Origin of the sequence: Kitasatospora sp. NPDC127060 (assembly GCF_042724935.1) — a bacterium.
GTDB lineage: Bacteria > Actinomycetota > Actinomycetes > Streptomycetales > Streptomycetaceae > Kitasatospora.
Genome location: NZ_JBHXEG010000043.1, coordinates 12,486 through 27,527 on the forward strand (window position 1 = coordinate 12,486; position 15,042 = coordinate 27,527).

Here is a 15,042-nt window from a genome sequence, read left to right on the forward strand (position 1 = left end):
GTCCGGACTTTTGTTCGAGCAGATGTTCGAATAACGGCGTAGGCTGGGCCCATGCCCGCGACCGTCCACCTCCAGCCCTCGCTGTTCGAAGAAGCCACCGACCCCCGGCTCGGCCCGCTCGACGGCCTACGGCGCCTGCCGCTCGGCGACGGCGCCTGGCTGGACGTCCTGCCCGGCTGGCTGCACGGCGCGGACCAACTGTTCGAACGGCTGGCCGCGACCGTGCCGTGGCGGGCCGAACGGCGCGAGATGTACGAACGCACCGTCGACGTCCCCCGGCTGCTCGCCTCCTACGCCGCCGAGGACGAGCCGCCGCACCCCGTCCTCGGCGAGGCCCGGGCGGCACTGAGCCGGTACTACGCCCCCGAACTGGGCGAGCCCTTCCGCACCCTCGGGCTCTGCTACTACCGGGACGGCCGGGACAGCGTGGCCTGGCACGGCGACCGGATCGGCCGCGGCGCCCGCGAGGACACCATGGTGGCGATCCTCTCCGTCGGCGAGCCCCGGGTCCTCGCGCTGCGGCCGCGCTCCGGCGGCGGGGCTGTGGTCCGCCGGCCGCTCGGCCACGGCGACCTCGTGGTGATGGGCGGCTCCTGCCAGCGCACCTGGGAGCACGCGATCCCGAAGACCGCCCGCCCGGTCGGCCCGCGGATCAGCATCCAGTTCCGCCCGCGCGGGGTCGCCTGAGCCGGCACCTCCACCCCCGCCCCCTCCCCCTCCCCTACCTCCGCCCCCGTTTGCCGCGCACCGGCCGGGCGCGCAACCTGACGGGGGTGGGGCGCGGGGGTGACCAGGAGGCCGGCATGCCGAAGGCGGGCAGGTACCACGAGGGCGTCCCCTGCTGGACCGTCCTGACCACCCCGGACCTCCCCCGGGCGCAGCACTTCTACGGCACGCTGTTCGGCTGGGAGTTCGTGCCGACCGGCCCCGCCGAGGCGGTCGCCACCCGCAACGGCGCGCAGGTCGCCGCGCTCGGCGTCGCCCCCGGGCCGGCCGGCTGGACCACCCACTTCACCTGCCGGGACGTGCCCCGCACCGCGGCCGCCGTCCGGGCCGCCGGCGGCCGGATCGCCCGCGAGCCGTACCCGGTGCCCGACCAGGGCCGGGCCGCGCTCGCCGTCGACCCGCTCGGCGCGCCGTTCGGGCTCTGGCAGGGCGACCCGGTCGAGGGCGCCGGGCTGGTCGACGAGCCCGGCACCCTGACCTGGAACGAGCACCTCTCCGCCGACCCGGATGCCGCCCGGGCGTTCTACCACCGGGTCTTCGGCTACGGCTACGACCGCCCGCGGTCGGGCCACACCCTCGCCCGGGCCGCCGGGCTGCCCGCCTGCAGCATCGGCCCCACCACCCCGGGCGTGAGCGCCCCCGGCTGGCTCACCCACTTCGGGACGGCCGACACCGACCGCGCCGCCGCCGCCCTGCGCGCCCTCGGCGGCACCGTCCGCGCCGGGCCCGCACCGACACCGTTCGGCCGCTCGGCGCTCGTCCGGGACGCCACTGGAGCGGAGTTCGTGCTGGTCGCCGTCCCGGGCCCGGAGGCCGAGGCGGCCCGAGCCGACTGTCCGTCACGGCCGATACGGTGATCCCATGAGTTCCTTCCTGACGGCGTACCTGACCAACGTCGACGACAAGCACACCCTGGCCGGCTGCGCCGACGAGGCCGTACTCCAGGACGTCCTCGGCCACTCGGGCGCCGAACTGGACTACGCGGACCAGGAGTTCGCCGACCAGATCGAGGACGGCGCCCCGACCGCCCGCGAGGCGCTGCGCGCGGTGGTGTTCGGCGGACCGTACGACGAGGAGCACGCCTTCCAGTACCGCTACGCGTACCGGCACCTGTGCGGCACGGACGCCACGCTCCTGGACAACCGCTCCTTCGGCCCCTTCCGCGGCCTGTGGCTGGACGAGGTCGACGACGGCCTGCGCGCCTACGGCGTCACCGCGGTCTCGCTCTCGGACTTCCACTACGGCAGCGACTTCCCGGCCGGCCTGCCCTACTGCCCCGAAGTGTCCTGCGGCGAGTGGTCGTCCGAGCAGTGCCGGGAGGCCCTGCGCCAGTTCGAGCAGGCCGAACGCGAGGGCCTGGCAACAGAGTTGGACCGTGCGGTGGCCGAGGCGGTCCAGGAGGTCGCCGGCTGGCTGCGCACGGCACGGGAGTTCGAGGGGCACGGAGTCATCGGCTTCGTGTCCTGAACCCGGCCCCGGCCGCACGAGGCCCCGGCCGCACGAGGTCGCAGCCGCACGAGGCCCCGGCCGCACGAGGTCGCAGCCGCACGAGGCCCCGGCGCCGAGCCGCCGGGCCCGGTCGGCGGGCCCGGGTCGGCGGGCCCGGTCGGCGGGCCCGGTCGGCGGGCCCGGTCGGCGGGCCCGGTCGGCGGGCCCGGGTGGGCGTCAGTCCTTGACCGCGCCCGCCAGCCCCGACACCAGCCGCCGCTGCACCGCGATGAAGAACACCAGCACCGGCACCGTCATCAGCGTGGACGCCGCCATGATCCCGCCCCAGTCGTTCTCGTCCGGCTTGAAGAACACCAGCAGCGCCGAGGGCAGCGTCTGGTTCTGGGTGGCGCTGATGATGAAGGTCTTGGCGAAGACGAAGTCGTTCCACGCCGCGATGAAGGAGAACACGCTGGTCGCGGCCAGGCCCGGAGCCACCAGCGGCAGCAGGATCCGCCACAGGATGCGGGTCCGGCTCGCGCCGTCGATCTGCGCGGCCTCCTCGATCGAGACCGGGACGGCCGCGACGAAGCCGCGCATCATCCAGATCCCGAACGGCAGCGAGAACGCCAACTGCACCAGCACCAGCGAGGCCAGGGTGTTCAGCCCGATGCCCGGGGCGAACCGGCCGGCGTCGCGGAACATGAAGAACAGCGGGATGGTCAGCGCCTCGACCGGGATCATCTGGGCGATCAGGAACAGCACCATGATCGTGGTGCGGAAGCGGAACCTGAACCTGGTCACCGCCACGGCCGCCAGGAACACCACCACCGCCGAAAGCACCACCACCGACAGCGCGACCACCAGGCTGTTCACGAAGTACCGGCCGAAGCCGTCCACGCTGAGCACCTGACGGAAGCTCTCCAGCGTGGGGTGCGCCGTCCACGGCCTCGGCTCCAGCGACTGCACCTCGCCCTTGGGCTTGAAGGCCGAGAGCACCATCCAGAAGACCGGGAAGGCGGTGACCGCCGCCAGCAGGATCGCGCCGGCGTCGGCGGCCAGCCGCCACCGCGTACGGGAGTTCACAGTTCGTTCCCCGTCCGTCGCAGGGTGCGGATGTACAGGACCGTCGGGACCACCAGGATCAACAGCATGATCACGCCGATCGCCGCGCCCAGCCCGTACTGCGAGGAGGCGAACGCCTTCTGGTACGCGTACACGTTGAGCACCAGGTTCTGGCCGGCGATGCCGCCGCCCTCGGTCATCACGTAGATCTGGGTGAAGACCTTGAAGTCCCAGATCACCGACTGGATCACCACGATGGTCAGGATCGGCCGCAGCATCGGCGCGGTGATCCGGCGGAAGGTGGTCCAGGTGCCGGCGCCGTCCAGGGCGGCGGCCTCCATGACCTCCTCCGGGATGGCGCGGATGCCCGCGTAGAGGGTGACCATCACGAACGGGTAGGAGTGCCACACCACCACCGCGCCGACGATCAGGAACGCCGTCCACCTGTCGTAGAACCAGTTGAACTCGTGGAAGCCGCTCAGCCCGAGCTTCACCAGAGTGTGGTTGACCAGCCCGAGATTGGTGTCGAACAGGAAGCTCCACACCGTCGAACCGGTCATCGCGGGCGCCGCCCAGGCCGCCATCGCCGCCGTGGTCAGCACCAGACGCGGCCAGCGGCCGACCCTGGTCAGCAGCACCGCGAGGGTGGCGCCGACGGCCAGGGTGGCGACCACGCAGAAGGCGGCGAAGCCGACGGTCTGCAGCAGCACCGTCCAGAACTGGCCGTCCTCCAGGATCTTCGAGTAGTTGCCGAAGCCGACGAAGGAGGTCGGGGCGCCGCCGGAGGCCTGGGCCTGACCGAAGTCCAGCACGGACAGCAGCCCGAGCTGGTAGATCGGGTAGGCGACCAGCGGGATCAGGATCACCGCGGCCGGCAGCAACAGCAACAACGGGGGCCTGCGACGCCGGCCGCCCGGGGGTGCGGCCGACGCCCTGGCCCCACGGCGCCGCGGGGAGGGCGGCGCCGACGGGGCGGTCGTGGTGGTTGCGGACACGTACGGACCTGCTCTCTGCTCGGCGGGGCTCGGCGTCGGCGGGGCTCGGCGGGTCAGTGCGCGGCGAAGGCCGAGTTGATCTGCGCCGCCGCGTCGGCCGAGGCCTTGGCCACGTCCGCCTTGCCGGTGACGACCTGCTGCAGCATGGTCGGGATCACCGACTGGGCGTCGATCTGCGCCCACGCCTGGTCGAGCGGCACGAAGCGGGTGCCGGCCGCGATGGTGTCGGTGAACGGCTTCAGGAAAGGGTCCTTCGCCCCGACCTTGCCGCTGACGGACTTGAGCGTCGGCAGGTTGCCCATCGCGTCGTACATCTGCTCCTGGTAGGCCGGGTTCGCCAGCAGCTCGGCGAACTCGACGGCCAGGGTGCGGTGTTCGGCCGCCTTCATCACCCCGAGGTTGTTGCCGCCCGCGAAGGCCGGGGCGATCGAGCCGGGCTTCTCCCCCGGCAGCGGAACCACCCCGTACTTGCCCTTGACCGCGCCCGCGTCCACCTTGCTGCGGTTGGAGTTGACCAGGATCGCCATCGCCGACTTGCCGGCCGCGAACAGGTCGACGGTCTTGCCGCCGGTCAGGTCCGCGCACTGCTGGGCGGGGCAGCCGTCCGCGCCGAACAGGTCGGTGTAGCGCTTGATCCCGGCCTGCGCGGCGGGCGAGTCGATGGCGGACTTGAAGGCCGAGCCGTTCTTCGCGGCGATGTCGCCGCCCGCGTCCCAGACGAAGGGCAGCGCCGCGAAGGTGTACTTGCCGCCGACCGCGATGCCGAAGGTGTCCGGGTGCGCGGCGTGGATCTTCTGCCCGGCGGCGACCAGTTCGGCGTACGAGGCCGGCGGGTTGAGCCCGGCCTCGGTGAACAGGTCGGTGCGGTAGTACAGGGCGCGCACGCCGACCCACCACGGCAGGCCGTAGGTCTTGCCGTCGACCACCGCCGTCTTCGCGATCGCCGGGTCGAGGTCGCCCTTGTCCTGCCACGTGTCCAACTCGGCACCGATGTCGGCCAGGCCGCCGGCGGCGACGTAGCCGGGCAGGTCGGTGTTGCCGAACTCGACCAGGTCGGGGGCGCTGTTGGGGTCGTTGAAGGCGCCCTTCATCTTGGCAGCGCGGGCCGAGGCGTCGGTGTCGATGTAGCTGACCTTGACGGTGACGCCCTGGTGGGCGGCCTGGAACTCGTTGACGGCCTTGGTGACCACGGCCTCCTTGGCCGCGTTGCCCGCCTCGTTGTACAGCCACACCTGCAGGGTGCCGGTCCGGTCGTCGGCGGCCTTGTCGCCGGCCGGTGCGGCGGTGCCCGGGGCGCAGGCGGTGGCGGCGAGGCAGCCGGCGGCGAGCACGGCCGCGGCGGCGGCCCGACTGGTGAGTCGCATGGGTGGAGACCTCCCCTCCCGACAGCTGCCGCCGAGACGCGGGCCGCTGCGGACGGGCGCGTCGAAGCAGGCCCTGACCGGGGCCGATGGTGGGTGAGTGGTGGGGGTGACGGCAGGGCGCAGCGCCTCGGGTGGGCGACGCCGCCTGCTCGATGGCAGGGACGTTAGGCGTGGCCGATCGGCCCCAACAAGAGGCGGTTCACGAAGTTTTGCACTGCACAACGTTGTATCGAAGACGCGGTCATCCGGGCCCGACGGGGTACGTTCTGACAACCGCCGCCGACCAGCGGGGGAACCCCAGCAGAACCCGGACCAGGGAACGGACCCATGACGGAGACGTCGCCCAGGACGCCCGCGCAGGCGACCCCAACGCCCGCACCGGCGCCTCCAACGCCCGCCCAGGCGACCCAAACCCCCGCACCGGCGCCTCCAACGCCCGCGCCCGCGGCGAAGCCCACGACCGAACGCAACCAGTCCTCCTCGCTGCGCCGCGCGCTCGCCGTCCTCGGCCACGTCCGGGACCACGGCGACGGGCGTGGCGTCCCGCTCGCCCAACTCGCCGATGCCCTGGGCCTCAACAAGAGCACCGTGCTCCGGCTGGCCGGCCCGCTGCTCGACGAGCACCTGCTCGAACGGGACCGCGAGACCGGCTGGTTCCGCCTCGGCCACGGCGCGCTCCGGCTCGGCCAGGCCTACCTGACCACCCTCGACCTGCGCAGCGTCGCCGCCGAACACCTCCGCCGGCTCCAGCGCGAGGCCGGCGAGACCGTCCACCTGACCGTCTGGCAGTCGCCCGGCATCGTCTACCTGGACAAGGTCGAGGACGAGACCAACGTCCGGATGGCCTCCCGGGTCGGCAGCCGGGCACCCGCCTACTGCACCGCCACCGGAAAGGCGATCCTCGCCTGGCTGCCCGAGGAGGCGGTCACCGAGGTGGTCGCGGCCGGACTGCGCCCGGTCACCGCCTGGACCATCGCGGACGAGACCCGGCTGCGCGCCGACCTCGCCCGGATCCGGGCCCGCGGCTACTCGATCGACGACCGGGAGAACGAACCCGAAGTGCGGTGCGTGGCCGCGCCGATCTTCGACCACACCGGCGAGGTGACGGCCGCGCTGTCCGTCTCCGGCCTCACCTCCCGGATGACCGCGGCCAGGGTCCGCGCCCTCGGCCCGGTCGTCGCCCAGGCCGGCCTGCGGATCTCCCGCGAACTGGGCTCCGACCGCCAGCCGTCCTGAACTCCCCGGCCCCGCTTCGGAAACGCGGACGGGGCCCGGCACCGTGAAGGCGCCGGACCCCGTCCGACCTTGGAGCGCCAGGCCCGGATCGCACGGACTCTTCCTACTGAAAGTAGGACGTGCTCTGGTAGCACCGCTGACGCCTGACGAGGGATCGTCTCCCTCGCGACAGGAAGTACAGTACCAGCTCGGTGATCACGCATCGAACCGGAGGGGGACCCGGCATGACGAACGCTCGACCCGAGACCGTTCCGTACGCGGACGGACGACTGTTGGACGTCCACCGCCCGACCTCCGCCGCCGGCACCGGGCCCGCCGCCGAGCCCGCCCCGGTCGTCCTGCTCTGGCACGGCTCGGGCCCCGACGAGCGCGACGTGCTGCACACCGTCGCCCAGGAGGCCGCGGGCTGGGCCTGTTGGTGCTCGTCCCGGACTGGCGCTCCGACCGGGAGGACGGCGGCCGCGCCGAACTGCTCGCCTCGCTGGTCTTCGCCCGCCGCAACGCCGCCGCGTACGGCGGGGATCCGAAGCGCTTCGTGCTGGCCGGCTGGTCGCTCGGCGGCCGGGAGGCCGTCGCGGTGGCCACCCACCCGGACACTCCGGCCGAGCTGCGCCCCACCGCCGCCGTCGGCATCGCCTCCGCCTACGGCCGCCCGGCCGCCACCACCGGCGACAGCCCGCTCGACCTGCTGACGGCGGGGCCCTGTCCGGTGCCGATCCGACTGGTGCTGGGCACCGCGGACGAGGTGGTGCCCGCCTCCCTCACCCGCGAACTGCACGCGGCCGTCCCGACCGCCGAGCTGCTCGAACTCGCCACCGACCACGCCGGCGTGGTGATGACCAGCTACAACTCGGAGGTCGGCCGTTGCCTGCCCGCCACCGACCCGGCCACCCTGGCGGCCGGTCGGCAGACCGCCGCCGCGCTCGCCCGGGCGGCCGGGATCTGGTAGCGGCGTCTCCCCAACCGGCTTGCCCCGCCGGTCAGTTCCCCACGACCAGGTCGCTCTGCCGGTACCCGCGCTCCAGCGCGTCCAGGTCCCGCTGCAGCGGCGGGCGCGGCACGGTGAGCACGGGGCAGGTCGCGTGCCGGACGCAGTAGGCGGTGATCGACGGCCGGATCAGCCGGGAGAGGCGGCCGCGTTCGCGGCCGGCGCCGAGCACCAGGACGTCGCCGGGCCGGTCCGCGCAGCGCAGCAGGGTGTGGGCGGTCTCCCCGCGCATGGCCTGGCAGCGCAGCCGGGCTCCCGCGTACCGCCCGGCGAAGGCCTCGTCGAGCGCCTGCCGCAGCCGGGCGACGGCGGCGTCGCGGCCGGCGTCGACCACCGGCGGGCAGACCGTGCGACGGTACCCGAGTTCCTCGCCCGGCGGCGTCCAGCACAGCACCGCGAGCACCTCGACGTCCGTCCGCCGGGCTTCGGCCACCGCGTGGTGCAGGGCGGCCAGGCTGCCGAGCGAGCCACTGACACCGACCACGATCCGGCCCTCGTCGGTACCCGTGTCCGCCATGGCCCGTCCCGCCTCTCCGTCCACGCCGCCGCGTCGTGGCGGGTCACCCCAGCAAAGCGGGCCGCCGCCGTCCGCTCCGGCCCGTTGACGCCGCCCTGACGCGCCGCCCGGTGTTCCGTACGCGTCCCTGATGCGGACGGGCAAGGAGGACCGGGTCAGGCCTCGGGCGGCTCCGGCGGCTGCGCGTCCCACAGGTCGGCGAACATCCGGTCCAGGTGCTCCTCGCCGATCGGCGGAACGGGCAGCGGGTGGGTGGCCCGGGCGCGGAAGCCGTCCAGCAGCAGGGCGAGGTAGCGGCGCCAGAGGTCGGGGCGCAGTTCGGTGGCGGCGGGCAGGGCGCGGCAGAGCGGGCCGAGCAGGAACAGCAGGTCCATGGTGACCACGTCGGGCCGCATGGTGCCCTGCTGCTGGGCACGGGCGATGAGGGCGCCGACGGTGACGGCGTGGCCGCGGCTGATCTCGATCATGCCGGGGATGCTCGGGATGGCCTGGGTGACCAGGTCGTTGATGCCCCGGTCGGCGGCGACGAGTTCGAAGATCCGCTCGAAGTACCGTTCCAGGCCGGTCCAGGCGTCCTCGGCGGCGAGCGCCTCCTGCCCGGCGGTGGCCAGTCCGGCCCCGGCGTCCGCGAAGACCTCGGCGATCAGGGCCTCACGCGTCGGGAAGTGCCGGTAGAGGGTGGCGTTGCCGACGCCGGCCTCCTTGGCGATCTGGTCCAGCGGGACGTCCAGGCCGTGCCGGGAGAACATCTCGCGGGCGGCGGCGAGCAGCAGGTCGCGGTTGCGCTGCGCGTCGCGCCGGAGCCGTCCCGGGGGGTTCGCGCTGCTCGGTGCCATGCGCAGACCCTAGCAACGCCACGGCCGCCGGGTGTTCACCGGCTCGACGGCCGGGCCGCACCGGTCCTGGTCGGCAACTGCCCTACGGGGCCCCGGAGAAGAGCGGCCCCGGGCGGCCCGTGTCCGGCCGTACGGCCGTGGCCCCGGCGGGCGTTCCCCCCGGGGCCACGGCCGCCGCGGCGGCGTTTCAGCAGGTCTGGTCGATGAGGTAGAACGTGGCGTAGTGGTCGCCGGTGTAGTAGTCCTCCTGCGAGGCCTCGCCGGTGATGATCCGGCGGGTACCGCGGGTCGGGGCGCCCGGGGTGATGACGGTGTACTCGTGGTAGTACCCGTACGACTGGCTGGGCAGGACGCCCTCTCTGTTCTGGAAGACCACGCCGTCCTGCGAGTACGGGAACGGCCCGTCCGAGGCGATCAGGTTCAGGGTGTCGGTGGCCTGCGCCGGCAGCGCGGACAGGCACACCGAGCCGCTCACGTCGGCGTGCGCCTCGGTGGCGACGGCGACGGGGGCGAGGGTCATCAGGGCGACGGCGGTGATGGCGGCGGCGCGGGTCTTCCACGCGCGTAGAGTGCGAGTCATGTCCACCAGTGTGGCGAGACACCGACAACTCCGGAAGGCCCTCGGGGAACTGTTTACCAGCGGGTAACTCCCCTTTTCCGTCTGCGACTTGACCCGTACGGCAGCCCGCCGGGAGGTATCGCCGAGGCCGTCCACGAACCACCGGCGCCACCCTTGGGTCGACCGCCGTCGAACAACTGCACGTCGCGCTGTAGACCCGCTCACACCTTCACAGCACTCCCACAACGGTCCGCCCGCGCCGCATAGAGTGACGGATCGTCTCGGACCGGAACGATCTCTGACGGGGTGGACATGAACACGGGCACTGACAAGGGCGCGGGCGCCGTCACGGATGCGGGCGCCGTCACGGATGCGGGCGGCGGCACGGGCGGCGGCACGAGCGGCGCTCCCGTCGGCAACGGCACCGCACTGACCGCCCGCCAGCTGATCGGACTGCTGGTCGACCCGGGCGGCTTCCACAGCTGGGACGAACCGACGCCCGCGCCGCCCACCGACCCCGGCTACCGCGCCTCGCTCGACCGGGCCCGCGAGCGCACCGGCCTGGACGAGGCCGTGCTCACCGGCCTCGGCCTGATCGACGGCCGGCCGGTCGCCCTGGTCGCCTCCGAGTTCGGCTTCCTCGGCGGCTCGATCGGCGTCGCCACCGCGGAACGGATCACCCGGGCCGTCGAACGCGCCACCGCCGAGCGCCTCCCCCTGCTCGCCCTGCCGGTCTCCGGCGGCACCAGGATGCAGGAGGGCTCGGCGGCCTTCCTCTGCATGCTCCGCATCACCGCCGCCGTCCAGGCCCACCGCGCGGCCGGCCTCGCCTACCTCAGCTACCTGCGCAACCCGACCATGGGCGGGGTCTTCGCCTCCTGGGGCACCCTCGGTCAGCTGGTCCTCGCCGAGCCGGGCGCCCGGCTCGGCTTCCTCGGCCCCCGGGTGTACGAGGAGCTGCGCGGCGTGGAGCTGCCGGCCGACGTCCAGCGGGCGGAGACACTGGCCGGGCACGGCCTGGTGGACGCCGTGGTGCCGCCGCGAGACCTGCGCGAGCTGCTCCGCCGCATCCTCACCGTGCTCGGCGCCACTCCTCCTTCTTATAGGGGCACCCCGGCTTGTCGGGGCACCGCGGAACGCGACGCCCCGGACGCCGGACCCCGGAGCACCGGAGCCCCCGACGTCCAGGACGCCTGGGACTCCGTCCGCCGCACCCGGCGCCCCGACCGCCCCGGCACCCGCGAGCTGCTGCGCCGCACCGCCGAGGAGCTGGTGCTCCTCGACGCCCCCGGGGGCCGCGACGGCGCCCTGGTCCGCGCGCTCGCCGTGCTCGGCGGCCACCCCGTCCTGGTCGTCGGCCAGCAGCGGCAGGACGCGCAGCACGAGCGCCCCTTCACCGCCGCCGACCTGCGGGCCGTCCGGCGCAGCGCCCGGCTGGCGGAGCAGCTGGACCTGCCGCTGGTGACCGTGGTGGACACCGCCGGGGCGGAGCTGTCCGCCGGGGCCGAGCTGGACGGCATCGCGATCGAGATCGCGCACTGCCTGACCACCCTGCTCGCCCTGCGCACCCCCGTCCTCGCCGTACTGCTCGGCCAGGGCTCCGGCGGCGGCGCACTGGCGCTGCTCCCGGCCGACCGGGTGCTCGCGGCCGGGCACGCCTGGCTGGCGCCGCTGCCGCCGGAGGGGGCCTCGGCGATCGTGCACCGGGACGGCGCCCACGCCGCCGAGCTGGCCCGGACCCAGGGCATCGGCGCCCGGCAGCTGGCGGAGGTCGGGCTGGTGGACGAGGTGGTCCCCGAGCTGCCGGACGCCGCCGAGGAGCCGGCGGCCTTCTGCACCCGGCTGGGGGCGGCGGTCGTCACGGCGCTCGGTGAGCTGTCGGCCACCGCCGAGGCGGACCGGCTCGCGGCCCGAGCCCTCCGACACCGGCGCCTGGGCGACCTCCGGTGACCCTCAGCGAGCGCGTCACCGCCCGGGGTCACCGGATCCTGTGGCGCCGGGCACAGATCGTCAGTACCCAAAGTGTCGCGACCGGACCGCCGGGTGACAGCGGCGACCCCCAAACGGTGAGTGCGCTCACAGGCGAATCGAGCCTACGACGAACGGTAGTGGTGACTGCGGACCACTGACCGCACCCCCCGGGCCACCGCCGACAACCCGGTGTCCGCCCAGCTCGGAGCCCGTCCCGCGGCCTGCCCGGGGCGCCCCTTCGAATCCACGGCCACCACCGCGCGTACGACGGTGCGTCGTAACGAGGGGGTCTTGGCGAGGGCCGATCCGGTCTGGCAACAATGGCTCTCGTCGCCAGCCGCTCCGGCTCCTGTCCCGCCGGTGGACGGCCTGCCGCCGAGTTCGCGCCCCACAACCGCAACGGCCCCTGTCCGGCCCGTGGTCCTGGGTGGGGCGCGACTCGGCCCAACCTGATTGAGGTCCTGTTCTACATGCCCGCTTTCAAGCTCCGTATGCGCACTTCCGCCGCGATTCTCGCCGGCACCGCTGGTCTGACCGCCCTGGGCGCCGGTGTGCTGCCCGCCACCGCCAACGCCGCCACCGCCTCCCCGCAGGCCATCGCCGCCCAGATCGTCCCGGCGAACCAGCTGGCCTCGTTCAGCCAGATCATCAGCCACGAGTCCGGCTGGAACGTGACCGCGACCAACCCGAGCTCGGGCTCCTACGGCCTGGGCCAGGCCCTGCCGGCCTCCAAGATGGCCTCCGCGGGCGCCGACTGGAAGACCAACCCGGCCACCCAGATCAAGTGGGCGCTGGACTACATGAACACCCGCTACGGCAGCCCGAACGCCGCCTGGAACTTCTGGCAGAGCCACCACTGGTACTAAGCCGACCGACCACCGGCTGAGCTGCCTGCCACCCGTCTCCTGACCACTTCCCCCCTCACCCCGGGGGTCGGACAGGGACCACCGGGGTGACCCGAGAGGGCCCGGGCCCGCGCGATCCGCGTGGCCCGGGCCCTCTCGTGCCTTCCCCTGCCTTCCCCTGCTTTCCCCTGCTTTCCGCTGCGTTCCCCTGTTTCCCCCGCTGCGCCCCGGGCCGCCGCGCGGCTCAGAGCTCCCCTGTTTTCCGCTGCTTTCCCCTGCCGTGCCCCGGGCCGCCGCGCGGCTCAGAGCTCCCCGGTGAGCCCCAGCAGCTCCCGCATCCGCGCGTACTTGGCGGCCAGCCGCTCGGCGGTCGCCCGGTCCAGCGTGGCCAGCCGGCCGGGATCGGAGTTGTGCGCCAGGTCGGCGCGCTTGACCACCAGCGCGCCTGGCGTGGCCAGGATGCGCGCCGTGTACGCCTCGACCGGCTCCTCGGGGCGGCGGGTGAGCGCGTCCACGATCGCCTTGGTCTCCTCCGGCAGCGCGGCCCCCGCCAGCCACTCCCGGCTCAGCCGATCGTCCTCGACGGTGTCGTGCAGCCAGCCCGCCGCGATCTGCGCCTCGCTGCCGCCGCGCGCCGCCGTTCCGCCGGCGACCGCCGCGATGTGCTCGGCGTACGGGTGCCCGTTCTTGTCCACTTGCCCCTGGTGGGCGCGGCGCGCGATGGCCTCCACCTCGGACAGGCTCAGGTACTGGTCCTCCATCGGCTCATCGTAGGCCCGCCCGGCACGCCGCACCCGGGCCGCCTGCCCGGCCCGCCCCGCGTGCCTCCTCGGCAGGCGGGGCTCCCGGCCCCTCCCCCCGTTGATCAACGGGCCGACGGCCACTGGTTTACTCCCCCGGGGGTTCACAGCGTCACCGGTGCTCCAGGGCCCCCGCCGACAGGCCCCAGGGCGGGCGACCCCCGCCGCCACCCGGCAGACCCTTCCGAGCGATCCGAGGAACCATGCCCGCGCTCCACCCGCTGCTGTCCGCCTTCGCCCCGATCTGGGCGCTCACCGCGGTCGGCTACGTCGTCGCCCGCGCCGGGCTGCTCGGGCCGCAGGCCGAGCTGGTGCTGACCCGCTTCGCCTTCCACGTCGCGATGCCGGCCGCGCTCTTCCTGATGATCGCCCGCACCCCGGTCCGGCACTTCGCCAACGCGTCGATGCTCGCCTTCGTGGCCGGCGCCACCGCCGCGACCGGCCTCGGACTGTTCGCGGGGCGCCTGCTGTTCCGCCGCAAGCGCGGCGAACTGGCGATCGGCGCGATGGCCTCCGGCTACGTGAACTCCGCGAACCTCGGCATCCCGGTGACCATGCAGGTGGTCGGCGACGCCTCGTTCGTCGGACCGGTGATCCTGTTCCAGATCCTGCTGGTCACCCCGACCGTGCTGGCCGTCCTGGACAGCGGCGCGGCCGGCCGCCGGGCCCTGCTCACCCTGCCGCTGCGCAACCCGGTGCTGCTCGCCACCGCGCTCGGCGCCGTCGCCTCCGCGACCGGGCTGCACCTGCCCGCCGAGCTCAACCACTCCGCCGAACTGCTCGGCGGCGCCGGGGTGCCGACCGCCCTGGTCGCCCTCGGCATGTCGCTGCACAACCGCCCGTCCGCCGACGGACCCTCGCGCCGGGTCGAGGTCGGGCTGACCGTCACGATCAAGACCCTGGTCCAGCCGCTGGTCACCCTGGTCGTGGCGGGCCCCGTACTCCACCTGCCCACGCACCAGTTGCTCACCGTGGTGCTCTTCTCCGCCCTGCCGACGGCGCAGAACGTCTACACCTACGCGCGCGAGTACGGGCAGGGCACCGAACTCGCCCGGGACACCGTGCTCTGGTCGACGCTGGCGTCGATGGCGACCCTGTCCCTGATCGCCTGGACCCTCGGCCCCGCGTAGCGCCCGCGCCCCCATCACTCACCGGTCTCACTCGTGCCGGTCCCACTCCTGCCGGCCTCACTCCTGCCGACCTCACTCCTGCCGACCTCACTCCTGCCGGCCTCACTCCTGCTGGCCTCAATCCTGTCGGGCGGCGGCCACCACCGAGGTCATCGCCTCCAGGAAGCGCCGGGCCGTGGCCAGTTCCGCCGGGTCGAACCGGCCCATGGCCGCGACCAGGTCCCCGATCAGCCCACCGAAGAAGCCCTGCCCCAGTTCCATCGCCCGCTCCTCCACCACCAACCGCACCTTCCGCCGATCCTGCGGATCGCGCTCACGGCGGATCAGCCCGAGTCGCTCCAGCCGGTCCACCAGGCCGGTGGTACCGGCCGAGTTGAGCCGGAGCGCCTCCCCGAGCCGGCCCGGGGTGACCACCTCCCCGGCCCGGGCAGCGTCCAGCAGGTGGATCAACGCCCGCAGATCGGTCGGATGCAGACCATTGCGGGCCGCGAACTCGGCTCCGAACAGGTCCAGTTCGACCGTCAGACCGCGCAACAGGTGGACCAGCCGCATCGGCTCCTCGACCTCGGACACCCTCTCGTC

16 protein-coding genes are annotated in these 15,042 nt (G+C 73.8%); 8 read left to right on the plus strand and 8 right to left on the minus strand.

What is annotated here, in order from left to right; translation table 11 throughout:
- Nucleotides 1-51 precede the first annotated feature (51 nt).
- The 3 genes from ACFWIS_RS22960 (at nt 52) to ACFWIS_RS22970 (ending at nt 2,193) form a co-directional block, all read left to right on the plus strand.
- Entirely contained in the window at nt 52-687 is a 636-nt protein-coding gene (locus ACFWIS_RS22960) for an alpha-ketoglutarate-dependent dioxygenase AlkB (RefSeq protein WP_380461117.1), read from the plus strand.
- Between the two features lie 116 nt (nt 688-803).
- Nucleotides 804-1,583, plus strand: coding sequence for a VOC family protein (locus tag ACFWIS_RS22965; protein WP_380461116.1), 780 nt, complete (start codon nt 804-806; stop codon nt 1,581-1,583).
- Between the two features lie 4 nt (nt 1,584-1,587).
- Nucleotides 1,588-2,193: a hypothetical protein gene (locus ACFWIS_RS22970; protein WP_380461115.1), complete on the plus strand. Its 606-nt coding sequence runs from the start codon at nt 1,588-1,590 to the stop codon at nt 2,191-2,193.
- A 198-nt stretch (nt 2,194-2,391) separates the two neighbouring features.
- On the opposite strand, the gene ACFWIS_RS22975 is transcribed toward ACFWIS_RS22970, so the two are convergent.
- The 3 genes from ACFWIS_RS22975 to ACFWIS_RS22985 are packed head-to-tail and all read right to left on the minus strand — an operon-like array spanning nt 2,392 to nt 5,578.
- Nucleotides 2,392-3,240, minus strand: coding sequence for a carbohydrate ABC transporter permease (locus ACFWIS_RS22975; protein WP_380461113.1), 849 nt, complete (start codon nt 3,238-3,240; stop codon nt 2,392-2,394).
- Complete coding sequence (locus ACFWIS_RS22980) at nt 3,237-4,214, minus strand: carbohydrate ABC transporter permease (protein ID WP_380461112.1); 978 nt, start codon at nt 4,212-4,214, stop codon at nt 3,237-3,239. Before ACFWIS_RS22980 ends, ACFWIS_RS22975 begins: the two co-directional genes overlap by 4 nt.
- 53 nt (nt 4,215-4,267) lie before the next feature.
- Nucleotides 4,268-5,578, minus strand: coding sequence for an extracellular solute-binding protein (locus ACFWIS_RS22985; RefSeq protein WP_380461111.1), 1,311 nt, complete (start codon nt 5,576-5,578; stop codon nt 4,268-4,270).
- Nucleotides 5,579-5,905: 327 nt separating this feature from the next.
- Here ACFWIS_RS22985 and ACFWIS_RS22990 point away from each other — a divergent pair, with 327 nt between their 5' ends.
- Nucleotides 5,906-6,814, plus strand: a complete 909-nt coding sequence (locus ACFWIS_RS22990) for an IclR family transcriptional regulator (protein WP_380461110.1) — start codon at nt 5,906-5,908, stop codon at nt 6,812-6,814.
- Nucleotides 6,815-7,229: 415 nt separating this feature from the next.
- Nucleotides 7,230-7,763, plus strand: coding sequence for an alpha/beta hydrolase (locus ACFWIS_RS22995; RefSeq protein ID WP_380461109.1), 534 nt, complete (start codon nt 7,230-7,232; stop codon nt 7,761-7,763).
- Between the two features lie 31 nt (nt 7,764-7,794).
- Here the strand turns inward: ACFWIS_RS22995 and ACFWIS_RS23000 are convergent, their stop codons facing one another.
- The 3 genes from ACFWIS_RS23000 to ACFWIS_RS23010 form a co-directional block, all read right to left on the minus strand.
- Entirely contained in the window at nt 7,795-8,319 is a 525-nt protein-coding gene (locus ACFWIS_RS23000; protein ID WP_380461108.1) for a universal stress protein, read from the minus strand.
- Nucleotides 8,320-8,474: 155 nt separating this feature from the next.
- Complete coding sequence (locus ACFWIS_RS23005; protein ID WP_380461107.1) at nt 8,475-9,155, minus strand: TetR/AcrR family transcriptional regulator; 681 nt, start codon at nt 9,153-9,155, stop codon at nt 8,475-8,477.
- Nucleotides 9,156-9,342: 187 nt separating this feature from the next.
- Nucleotides 9,343-9,675: a ribonuclease gene (locus ACFWIS_RS23010; RefSeq protein WP_380461120.1), complete on the minus strand. Its 333-nt coding sequence runs from the start codon at nt 9,673-9,675 to the stop codon at nt 9,343-9,345.
- 351 nt (nt 9,676-10,026) lie between these two features.
- On the opposite strand from ACFWIS_RS23010, the gene ACFWIS_RS23015 reads away from it, so the two are divergent.
- On the plus strand, nt 10,027-11,664 hold the full coding sequence (locus ACFWIS_RS23015; protein ID WP_380461105.1) for a carboxyl transferase domain-containing protein: 1,638 nt from the start codon (nt 10,027-10,029) through the stop codon (nt 11,662-11,664).
- Between the two features lie 512 nt (nt 11,665-12,176).
- Nucleotides 12,177-12,551 (plus strand): transglycosylase SLT domain-containing protein, encoded by a 375-nt coding sequence (locus tag ACFWIS_RS23020; protein ID WP_380461104.1) that lies wholly within the window; start codon nt 12,177-12,179, stop codon nt 12,549-12,551.
- A gap of 281 nt (nt 12,552-12,832) precedes the next feature.
- Here ACFWIS_RS23020 and ACFWIS_RS23025 read toward each other — a convergent pair whose 3' ends face one another.
- Nucleotides 12,833-13,291, minus strand: coding sequence for an HD domain-containing protein (locus ACFWIS_RS23025; RefSeq protein WP_380461102.1), 459 nt, complete (start codon nt 13,289-13,291; stop codon nt 12,833-12,835).
- 242 nt (nt 13,292-13,533) lie between these two features.
- Between ACFWIS_RS23025 and ACFWIS_RS23030 the strand changes: the two genes are divergently transcribed.
- Complete coding sequence (locus tag ACFWIS_RS23030; protein WP_380461101.1) at nt 13,534-14,460, plus strand: AEC family transporter; 927 nt, start codon at nt 13,534-13,536, stop codon at nt 14,458-14,460.
- 117 nt (nt 14,461-14,577) lie between these two features.
- Here the strand turns inward: ACFWIS_RS23030 and ACFWIS_RS23035 are convergent, their stop codons facing one another.
- The gene (locus ACFWIS_RS23035) at nt 14,578-15,012 is read right to left on the minus strand and encodes a MarR family winged helix-turn-helix transcriptional regulator (RefSeq protein ID WP_380461119.1); all 435 of its coding nucleotides are present in this window, start codon (nt 15,010-15,012) and stop codon (nt 14,578-14,580) included.
- Between the last annotated feature and the right edge of the window lie 30 nt (nt 15,013-15,042).

What these genes read in the sequence shown, in the direction of transcription:
- ACFWIS_RS23035 (WP_380461119.1), bottom strand. Translation starts at nt 15,012, where the DNA reads ATGCGGCTGGTCCACCTGTTGCGCGGTCTGACGGTCGAACTGGACCTG.
- ACFWIS_RS23005 (WP_380461107.1), bottom strand. Translation starts at nt 9,155, where the DNA reads ATGGCACCGAGCAGCGCGAACCCCCCGGGACGGCTCCGGCGCGACGCG.
- ACFWIS_RS23030 (WP_380461101.1), top strand. Translation starts at nt 13,534, where the DNA reads ATGCCCGCGCTCCACCCGCTGCTGTCCGCCTTCGCCCCGATCTGGGCG.
- ACFWIS_RS23020 (WP_380461104.1), top strand. Translation starts at nt 12,177, where the DNA reads ATGCGCACTTCCGCCGCGATTCTCGCCGGCACCGCTGGTCTGACCGCC.
- ACFWIS_RS23010 (WP_380461120.1), bottom strand. Translation starts at nt 9,675, where the DNA reads ATGACCCTCGCCCCCGTCGCCGTCGCCACCGAGGCGCACGCCGACGTG.
- ACFWIS_RS22960 (WP_380461117.1), top strand. Translation starts at nt 52, where the DNA reads ATGCCCGCGACCGTCCACCTCCAGCCCTCGCTGTTCGAAGAAGCCACC.
- ACFWIS_RS23015 (WP_380461105.1), top strand. Translation starts at nt 10,027, where the DNA reads ATGAACACGGGCACTGACAAGGGCGCGGGCGCCGTCACGGATGCGGGC.
- ACFWIS_RS23000 (WP_380461108.1), bottom strand. Translation starts at nt 8,319, where the DNA reads ATGGCGGACACGGGTACCGACGAGGGCCGGATCGTGGTCGGTGTCAGT.
- ACFWIS_RS22990 (WP_380461110.1), top strand. Translation starts at nt 5,906, where the DNA reads ATGACGGAGACGTCGCCCAGGACGCCCGCGCAGGCGACCCCAACGCCC.
- ACFWIS_RS23025 (WP_380461102.1), bottom strand. Translation starts at nt 13,291, where the DNA reads ATGGAGGACCAGTACCTGAGCCTGTCCGAGGTGGAGGCCATCGCGCGC.
- ACFWIS_RS22985 (WP_380461111.1), bottom strand. Translation starts at nt 5,578, where the DNA reads ATGCGACTCACCAGTCGGGCCGCCGCCGCGGCCGTGCTCGCCGCCGGC.
- ACFWIS_RS22970 (WP_380461115.1), top strand. Translation starts at nt 1,588, where the DNA reads ATGAGTTCCTTCCTGACGGCGTACCTGACCAACGTCGACGACAAGCAC.
- ACFWIS_RS22965 (WP_380461116.1), top strand. Translation starts at nt 804, where the DNA reads ATGCCGAAGGCGGGCAGGTACCACGAGGGCGTCCCCTGCTGGACCGTC.